Genomic DNA, 8,160 nt, shown 5'->3' on the forward strand with positions numbered 1-8,160 from the left:
GGAGCCGATCCAGGGTGAGGCGGGCGTGCGTCCGCTTCCCGACGGCTACCTCCGGGCTGCCCGCGAGCTGACCCGCAGGCACGGAGCGCTCCTGATCCTCGACGAGGTGCAGTCCGGGATGGGGCGCACCGGGGAGTGGTTCGCGCACCAGGACGGCGGCGGGGAAGACGCGGTGCTACCGGACGCCATGAAGGCGCCCGTCGGCTCCAAGGTCTTCTTCACCAACTCCGGCACCGAAGCGCTGGAGGCGGCCTTCAAGCTGGCCCGGCGCAACAGCTCTCCCACCCGCACGAGGATCCTCGCCCTCGACGGCGCCTTCCACGGGCGCACCATGGGGGCCCTCGCACTGACCTCGAAGCAGGCCTACCGGGAACCCTTCGAGCCGTTGCCCGGCGGCGTCGAGCACCTGCCGTTCGGGAACGTCGAGGCGCTGACTGCAGCCGTGGATGACACCGTGGCCGCCGTCGTTCTCGAGCCGATCCAGGGTGAGGCGGGCGTGCGTCCGCTTCCCGACGGCTACCTCCGGGCTGCCCGCGAGCTGACCCGCAGGCACGGAGCGCTCCTGATCCTCGACGAGGTGCAGTCCGGGATGGGGCGCACCGGGGAGTGGTTCGCGCACCAGGACGGCGGCGGGGAAGACGCGGTGCTACCGGACGCCATGACGCTGGCCAAGGGGCTGGGCGGCGGCTACCCGATCGGTGCCCTCGTGACTTTCGGCGGCGAGGTGTCCTCCCTTCTCGGCGCGGGCCAGCACGGCACGACCTTCGGGGGGAACCCGGTGGCGACCGCGGCCGGACTGGCCACCATCGAAGCGCTCGAAGCCGGGGGCTTGCTGCACAATGCCGGCGTTGTCGGGAGGTTCCTGAGAGACGGCCTCGCACGAATACCCGGGGTCACCGACGTCCGGGGCAGCGGGCTCCTCCTCGGATTCGACGTCGACGGCGGGTATGCACCCGACACCGTTCCCGCCGCTCTGGCTGCAGGGTTCATCCTCAACAGCACGGGCCCTCGAACCCTTCGGCTGGCACCGCCGCTGATCCTCAGCCAGGACCAGGCCGGCTCCTTCCTGCAGGCACTTCCAACGGTGCTGGACACTGCGGCAAGGGCTTTCACTGCACGAACCGCACCGACTGGCAAGGGAGCTTCAGCATGACCCGGCATTTCCTCGTCGACACCGACCTCACCCCGGCCGAGCAGGCCGAAGTCCTGGACCTTGCGCTTGAGCTCAAGGTCAAGCCCTATGCCGAGGCCGTCTACGCGGGTGAGGGCGCAGCGCGCCGGACCGTCGCGCTGATCTTCGACAAGACCTCGACGCGGACGCGGGTCTCCTTCGCTGCAGGCGTCGCGGACCTCGGCGGCGTTCCGCTGGTCATCGGTTCCGGGGACTCACAGCTCGGCCACAAGGAGTCCATCACCGATACGGCGCGGGTGCTCGAGCGGATGGTCGCCACCATTGTGTGGCGGACCTACGCGCAGTCGGGCCTCGAGGAGATGGCGGCGGCGTCGCGGGTTCCCGTCATCAACGCCCTCTCCGACGACTATCACCCGTGCCAGCTCCTGGCCGATCTGCTGACCATCCGGGAACACAAGGGACCGCTCGCCGGTCTCACGCTGGCCTATCTGGGCGACGCGGCGAACAACATGGCGAGCTCCTACCTGCTGGCGGGGTCGACGGCAGGAATGCACGTGCGGATCGCGGGGCCCGAGGGCTTCCTTCCGGCAGAGTCCATCATCGCGGCTGCGAGGCTCCGGGCAGCGGAAACGGGCGGCTCGGTGCTCGTCACCACGGACCCCTCCGAAGCGCTCACGGGAGCGGACGTCGTCGCGACGGACACCTGGGTCTCCATGGGCCAGGAGGACGAGAAGGCGGCACGGTCCGAGCTCTTCCGCACCTACGGGGTGGATGCAGCGGCGATGGCACTCGCGGCGGCGGACGCCGTCGTCCTCCACTGCCTGCCCGCGTACCGCGGATACGAGATATCCGCAGAGGTGATCGACGGGCCGCAGTCCGTGGTGTGGGATGAGGCCGAGAACCGGCTCCACGCGCAGAAGGCGCTTATGGTGTGGCTCATGAAGTCGTCCAGGGCTCCCCGGACGTCCCGGAAGGACGGGGAATGAATGCCATGGCAGCGCCCCGCGACACCGTCCATCCGGCCACGAAAACCGCACGCCACGCGCAGATCACGGCGCTGCTCACCAGCCAGTCGGTCCGCTCGCAGGCCGAGCTGGCCGCCCTGCTCGGAGCCAACGGTGTCCTCGTCACGCAGGCCACGCTGTCCCGGGACCTCGTTGAACTCGGAGCCGTCCGTGTCCGGGGGAAAGAGGGGACCCTGGTGTATGCGGTGCCCGCCGAGGGCGGCGACCGGGCCCCACAGAGCGGCATCACCCAGGAAATCCTCGACGCACGCCTTGCCCGGCTCTGCGGGGAACTGCTCGTCACCGCCGAAGGCTCCGGCAACCTCGTGATCCTGCGAACCCCGCCCGGGGCCGCCAACTTCCTCGCGCTGGCCATCGATCATTCGGTGATGCCGTCGGTCCTTGGCAGTATTGCCGGTGACGACACCGTCCTGCTGGTGACACGCGACGCCGCCGGCGGCGCGGGAGTCGCCGAGCGCTTTCTGGGCCTCGCACAGGAAACCTGATGCCCTGCATTTTTGCCACAATCATGTGCCGGACGAACCGGCCCCACAGAAGGAGCATATTTCAGTGACCGAACGCATTGTTCTCGCCTACTCCGGCGGACTCGACACCTCAGTAGCCATCGGCTGGATTGCCGAAGCGACCGGCGCCGAGGTGATCGCCGTCGCCGTCGACGTCGGACAGGGCGGCGAATCGCTCGAGACCATCCGCCAGCGTGCCCTGGGCTGCGGCGCCGTCGAAGCCTACGTTGCCGACGCCCGCGACGAGTTCGCCAACGAGTACTGCATGCCGGCGCTCAAGGCCAACGCCCTGTACATGGACGCATACCCGCTCGTGTCCGCGATCTCGCGCCCGGTGATCGTCAAGCACCTCGTCGCAGCCGCCCGCCAGTTCGGCGCCACGACCGTCTCGCACGGCTGCACCGGCAAGGGCAACGACCAGGTCCGCTTCGAGGTGGGCATCCAGACCCTGGGCCCCGACCTCAAGTGCGTGGCGCCAGTCCGCGACCTCGCGCTGACCCGCGACAAGGCGATCGCCTTCGCCGAGGCCAAGGGGCTGCCGATCGAGACCACCAAGAAGAACCCGTTCTCCATCGACCAGAACGTGTGGGGGCGCGCCGTCGAGACCGGTTTCCTCGAGGACATCTGGAACGGGCCCACCAAGGACGTCTACGAGTACACCGCATCCCCTGAATTCCCGCCCGTCGCCGACGAGGTAACCATCTCCTTCCGGGAGGGCATCCCCGTGGCCATCGACGGCCACGCCGTCACGCCGCTCCAGGCGATCGAGGAGCTCAACCGCCGGGCCGGCGCGCAGGGCGTCGGCCGCGTCGACATCGTCGAGGACCGCCTCGTCGGCATCAAGAGCCGCGAGATCTATGAGGCCCCGGGGGCCATGGCGCTGATCGCCGCGCACCGCGAACTCGAGAACGTCACGGTCGAGCGTGAGCAGTCCCGCTTCAAGAAGACCGTCGGCCAGCGGTGGACGGAGCTGGTGTACGACGGCCAGTGGTTCTCCCCGCTGAAGCGCTCACTCGACATGTTCATCGATGACACCCAGAAGTACGTCACCGGCGACATCCGCATGGACCTCCACGGCGGCCGCGCCACCGTCACCGGGCGCCGCTCCGACGTCGCGCTCTACGACTTCAACCTCGCCACCTACGATTCCGGCGACACCTTCGATCAGTCGATGGCCCGCGGCTTCATCGAGATCTTCGGCCTGTCCTCCAAGGTGGCCTCGAGCCGTGACCAGCGGGCAGGCGCCTAATGGCTTCAACGCACGACGGCGGCGAGGGCCCACGAGTGCAGGGGTCCCCGGCTGAGCGGAGCGAGGTTGGGGGGCGCCCGGTGGGCCCACGTGTGCAGGGGTCCCCGGCTGAGCGGAGCGAGGTTGGGGGGCGCCCGGGGACGAACACCGGCTCTCTCTGGGGCGGTCGGTTTGCCGGCGGTCCTGCGGATGCCCTCGCGGCGCTCAGCAAGTCGACGCACTTCGACTGGCGTCTTGCGGTCTACGACATCGAGGGCTCACGGGCCCACGCCCGTGTCCTGAACCGTGCCGGCCTGCTCGACGACACGCAAGTGATCGGGATGCTCGAGGCTCTGGACCGGCTCGACGCGGACGTCCGCTCCGGCGCGTACGTGCCCGCGGACTCCGACGAGGACGTCCACGGGTCCCTTGAGCGCGGGCTCATCGAGCGCGCCGGGCCGGAACTCGGGGGAAGGCTCCGGGCGGGGCGCTCCCGCAACGATCAGGTGGCGACGCTCGGGCGCATGTACCTGCGGGACCACGCCCGGATCATCGCGCGTGGCACTTTCGAGACCATCGAGGCGCTGATCACCCAGGCACGAACGCACGCCGCCGTTCCGATGCCGGGGCGTACCCACCTTCAGCATGCCCAGCCGGTGCTGCTCAGCCACCACCTGCTGGCGCACGCCTGGGCACTCCTGCGCGATGTGCAGCGGCTGCAGGACTGGGACCGACGGGCCGGGGTGTCGCCCTACGGCTCGGGCGCCCTCGCCGGGTCCTCCCTCGGGCTTGATCCCGAGGCCGTCGCCGCCGACCTCGGGTTCTCCTCCGCGACCCACAACTCGATCGACGGCACGGCATCCCGCGATGTCTATGCCGAGTTCGCGTGGGTGGCTGCGATGATCGGTGTCGATTTGTCCCGTATCAGCGAGGAGATCATCATTTGGGCCACCAAGGAATTCTCCTTCGTGACCCTTGACGATTCCTTCTCCACCGGGTCTTCGATCATGCCGCAGAAGAAGAACCCCGATGTCGCCGAGCTGGCCCGCGGCAAGGCCGGCCGGCTCATCGGCAACCTGACCGGGCTGCTCGCCACCCTGAAGGGGTTGCCGCTTGCCTACAACCGGGATCTGCAGGAGGACAAGGAACCCGTGTTCGACGCCGCGGACACTCTCGAGGTGCTGCTGCCCGCCGTGTCGGGAATGATCGCGACGCTCACGTTCAACACGGAACGCATGGCGGCGCTCGCTCCGCAGGGTTTTGCCCTGGCGACAGACATTGCCGAGTGGCTCGTTCGGCAGGGCGTGCCCTTCCGTGAAGCACACGAACTGTCGGGGGCCGCAGTTCGGGTAGCTGAGGGCCGCGGCGTCGAGCTGTGGGATCTGACTGACGCGGAGTTCGCCGCCATTTCGGACCACCTGACGCCGGCCGTCCGGAAGGTTCTGACCGTGGAGGGATCCCTGTCGAGCCGGAACTCGCAGGGCGGGACGGCGCCGGCCGCCGTCGCGCGGCAGTTGGAGGCACTTGAGGGGGAGCTGGCGATGGTGGTGGGGTTCGCGACGGGGGAGTAGTGGTTCGGGCGTGAGTGTACCTGCCCTACTTCCTCTCCGAGGCGCTTTTCAGCGGGCGGTCCTAGAGGACCCGCTGGCCCTATCCCCCTTCCCCATCGAGTGCGCAGCAATGACGGGTTCTCGAGCGGAAAGCTGTCATTGCTGCGCACTTGATGCAAGGGATAGCGTCCTGGGTCGTTACAGCCGCTATTGCTGCGCACTCGATGTCAAGGTGGCGTTCTAGCCACGTCCGCGGAAGCAGAATCAGCACGATGTTGCAGATGCGACGGGGGTGCTGCCTTCGGCGTCATTCCCTGTCAACGGTGCTGGACCAAGCTACTTCGAACTCTGAACGGCTATGCAATTCCATCGAGTGCGCAGCATTGACGGGTTTTCGAGCGAAAAGCCGTCAATGCTGCGCACTTGATGCCCGAGGCGGCGTCCTCGGCGATACCAGCCTGTGAGGTCGTCTCCAGCGCCCGATACGACGCCGACGTCGACGCCCGATCCCGGCCGTGCCCACACCAACACGACCGACCCTGCTACGCCTACCGCGAAGCACGTTGACACCGCTACAGCCGCCAAGCACATTGGGATAATGCAGCCCTCCAGCGAGCGGGCCAGACTGACGGAGTTCTGGCCCTACCTCAGGGGACATATCCGCGTCCTGATCGCAGCGGCCGTCGTGTCGCTGTTCGCGACCGGACTCTCCGTGGTGCAACCTCTGATGGTCCAGCAACTGGTGAACGCCGTCTCCGGAGGGGAGCCGGCGGTCAGGTTCGTGTGGCTGTTGGTGGCGATCACCCTTGCAGGAGCAATTTTCAGTGCCGCGCAGTCATACCTCCTGCAGCGCACCGCGGAATCGGTGGTGCTTGGCCTCCGACGTTCACTGATCGGGCACCTGCTCGGTCTGCCGATCCGTGAGTTCGACAAACGGCGCGTCGGCGACCTGATGTCCCGCGTCGGTTCCGACACCACCCTCATGCGCAGCGTCATCACCTCCGGGCTTTTCGACATCGTGTCCTCGGTGTTGATGTTCGCAGCAGCCGTCGTGCTCATGATCCTGCTCGACCCCCTCCTGTTCGGCATCACCCTCGGCGCGGTGCTGCTCGGGACGGGAGGCGTCCTGATGCTGGGCTCACTCATCCGCAAACGGAGCAAGGACGTTCAGGACGCCGTTGGAGCGATGTCCGCGGCCGTGGAGCGGGGACTCTCCGGGATACGCACCATCAAGGCGTCCGTGGCCGAACAGCGCGAGGCAGCCGTGATCGACACCGAGGCCGTGACGGCGTTCCGCGCCGGGATCGCCATGGCCAAGCTGCAGGCCGCCGTCCAGCCCATCATGTCCATCTGTATCCAGGGTGCCTTCATCGTGGTGCTCGCGGTCGGTGGGCTCCGGGGGGCCAGCGGTGCTCTCCAGTTGGGGGATCTCCTGGCCTTCATCCTCTACCTGTTCCTGCTTGTCCTGCCGATAGGTTCGGCAATGAGCGCGTTCGTGCAGATCCAATCGGGACTTGCCGCCCTTGACCGCATCCAGGAAATCGCACGGCTTGAGCCGGAGAACGCGGACGAGCACGACGGCGGCGTCCGCACCCGTTCCGGTCCCGACGCCGTTGTCGGCCGCGGCGGCACCGGGCGGGCCCATGGGATTGCAGGAACGGCCGGGGACAAGAACGTCAGCACCCGGGAAGCCACCACCGGTCCAGCCCGTGTCACGGGAGCCGGGCAAACCGTTACCGGCGCACGACGCGCAATGCCAACGGCAATCGGGACGGCAACAGGAACAGGAACAGCAGTAGGAACCGGAACGGCACCGTCCATGGAGCTGCGCAACGTCCGGTTCCGGTACGACCGCGACCAGCCGGAGGAGGCCCGGCCTGATCCTGCTGCGGATGACGCCGCTACGTCGGATGCGACCGCCGGATCGTCAGCGCCCGACGACCCGCCCTGGGTCCTCGATGATGTCTCGTTCACCGTTCCTGCCGGTAGCCGCACCGCTCTGGTCGGGCCGTCAGGGGCAGGTAAGTCAACAGTGCTGGCACTCCTCGAGCGGTTCTACGAACCGTCTTCCGGAAGCATCCACTTCGACGGCGTTCCGATCAGCAGCGTGCCCCGCGCCGAGCTCCGGCAACGCATGGGCCTCGTGGAACAGGAAGCTCCCGTGCTCAGCGGAACACTCGCCGACAACCTTCGCCTGGCTGCGCCCAGCGCGAGCGACCAGGAGCTTGCTGCCGCGCTCGACGCCGTCGGGCTGACCGAACTCATCAACCGCTCGGCGGAGGGGCTGCAGCTCAATCTCGGGGAGGACGGCGTGCGTCTTTCGGGAGGCCAGCGCCAGCGCCTGGCCTGGGCGCGCATCATCCTCGCGGACCGACCGGTCCTCCTGCTGGACGAGCCGACGTCGTCGGTCGACTCACGGACCGAGCAGCTGCTGCAGCAGACCCTCGGCAGGGCGGCGCGGAACCGCACTGTCGTGGTCGTGGCTCACCGGCTTTCGACGATTGCCGACTTCGACCAGATTCTTGTGCTCGAGGGCGGACGACTGGTGGCCAGTGGCACGCACACCGAGCTTCTGGCCGGCAATGAGCTCTACCGCGACATGGCGGCACGCCAACGGCTTACGGCGGACGTTCGTGCAAGCTAGGGCGTGTCTCCTAATTCCTTGAGCCAGATGGTGATGGCGCGGAGAACGACTCCGCCGCGGTAGGTCAGAGCGAGTTTG

Annotated in this window: 6 protein-coding genes; all 6 read left to right on the plus strand. The window is 67.9% G+C overall.

The window, feature by feature from the left end:
* Positions 1-1,153 (plus strand): aminotransferase class III-fold pyridoxal phosphate-dependent enzyme (locus tag Y704_RS20795; protein ID WP_081747589.1); only part of this gene is annotated, 1,153 nt, incomplete at its 5' end.
* A complete protein-coding gene (argF, locus tag Y704_RS20800; protein ID WP_051476971.1) occupies positions 1,150-2,118 on the plus strand; it encodes an ornithine carbamoyltransferase in 969 nt (322 codons plus the stop codon). The genes Y704_RS20795 and argF, both read left to right, overlap by 4 nt.
* Entirely contained in the window at positions 2,115-2,642 is a 528-nt protein-coding gene (locus Y704_RS0111645) for an arginine repressor (protein ID WP_026550251.1), read from the plus strand. Before argF ends, Y704_RS0111645 begins: the two co-directional genes overlap by 4 nt.
* A 64-nt stretch (positions 2,643-2,706) precedes the next feature.
* On the plus strand, positions 2,707-3,909 hold the full coding sequence (locus tag Y704_RS0111650) for an argininosuccinate synthase (protein WP_026550252.1): 1,203 nt from the start codon (positions 2,707-2,709) through the stop codon (positions 3,907-3,909).
* Entirely contained in the window at positions 3,909-5,459 is a 1,551-nt protein-coding gene (gene argH / locus Y704_RS0111655; RefSeq protein WP_081747590.1) for an argininosuccinate lyase, read from the plus strand. Before Y704_RS0111650 ends, argH begins: the two co-directional genes overlap by 1 nt.
* A gap of 577 nt (positions 5,460-6,036) precedes the next feature.
* Positions 6,037-8,082, plus strand: coding sequence for an ABC transporter ATP-binding protein (locus Y704_RS0111660; RefSeq protein ID WP_051476972.1), 2,046 nt, complete (start codon positions 6,037-6,039; stop codon positions 8,080-8,082).
* Positions 8,083-8,160: the final 78 nt, after the last annotated feature.

The organism is Arthrobacter sp. Br18 (genome assembly GCF_000520555.1).
Taxonomy (GTDB): domain Bacteria; phylum Actinomycetota; class Actinomycetes; order Actinomycetales; family Micrococcaceae; genus Arthrobacter_D.